Below are 1,239 nucleotides of genomic sequence, written 5' to 3' on the forward strand. Positions count from 1 at the left end.
GTATTAAACAAAATGGTGAATGAAAACAAGGCGATTGGTATTCATTCTTTATGCCCATTGCCCCGGCATACCACAACAATTATGGAAGCCCGTAGCCCGATCAGCGGACCTGTCACCAGTATGGTGCACGTTCCTGCAATCCGCCCGATCACGCGGTGCACCTTTCAAGGCTGTTTCCGGATCAATTTTTGCAGTTCCGGCCGGATTTTCAGCAAAAAAGGGATCGCGATGAAAAAATTTTGTACGCGATCGCGATCGCTTTTGAAAATTTTCAAACGCGGTGTCTTTGAAAATAAAAACGCGTTCGCGAAAAAAAAGTACCCGGGCCGGACCCTGCTTATCCCTGTGAAGGCTCCAGTTCCTGTGGAGGATTTTTCACGTTTCATGTGCGATCGCAACCGCGAAAATTATTTTTCAAACGCGATCACGATCGCACAAAATAATTTTCAAACGCGGTGACATGCAAATCTGAAAAAAGTTAAACAGGTTTGCCGGAGGGGGATTGCCTGTACAATATGGTGCAGTGGGTGTGGTGCAGAAATCGCGGTTTGCGGGTACATCATGATCTTTTCCTGCACACAATAAGCAACAAGAGAATCCCCAGTGCAATCGCGGTCAGACCCGGACTCGCGGGAGCAGCCTGTGACCGTGTCGGTGTAACAGATGTGTTCACATTCGGTTCCTGAGCTCTTGTCACAACAGGGATAACCGGAATCGTATCAAGCACAATCTCCCTTGCTTTCCCGCTGCCATCGAATATCGTAAACGTATTGTTGAACGTTCCGGCCGCGATCAGGTCCCCGGTATCGGACATCGACAGGCTTTCCGTCCAGTCTTTCATCGGGTACTGCCAGAGTGCGGTACCATCGCTGTCGAGATAATACAGGGTATGCCGCGTTGTCGCAACGATCCTTGAACCATCCTGCGAGGCTTTGATATGGCCGGTATAATCCGGAACAGGATATTCCCAGACCAACGAGCCTGACCGGTTGAAGTTCACGACCTGGTACTGGGTCCCCGCAAGGATGTACTGCCCGTCACCGGATACCGCGACACTTTTTGCGATATATTTCGTTGAGGTATTCCACAGTTCTTTTCCATAGCAACTGAATGCAGTCAGCTGTCCCGGTTCTGCGGCTGCAATTGTGTTACAGTTAGCGGAAACCGCGACAAGCGGAACACGATACTGGTTCGGGCTTATCTTCTGCCATCGGATTCCATTACCATCGATTGCAGCAA

General features: G+C 49.8%; 2 protein-coding genes. One reads left to right on the top strand and one right to left on the bottom strand.

The features are described from left to right. The coding region (locus CW742_RS13835) for a hypothetical protein (protein ID WP_292421380.1) at positions 1 to 459 on the top strand (459 nt) is incomplete at its 5' end. Positions 460 to 559: 100 nt separating this feature from the next. Here the strand turns inward: CW742_RS13835 and CW742_RS13840 are convergent. Further along, a partial coding sequence (locus tag CW742_RS13840; protein WP_292421382.1) for a PQQ-binding-like beta-propeller repeat protein occupies positions 560 to 1,239 on the bottom strand: 680 nt, incomplete at its 5' end.

It is taken from the genome of Methanoregula sp. (genome assembly GCF_002835825.1).
Classification (GTDB): Archaea; Halobacteriota; Methanomicrobia; order Methanomicrobiales; family Methanospirillaceae; genus Methanoregula.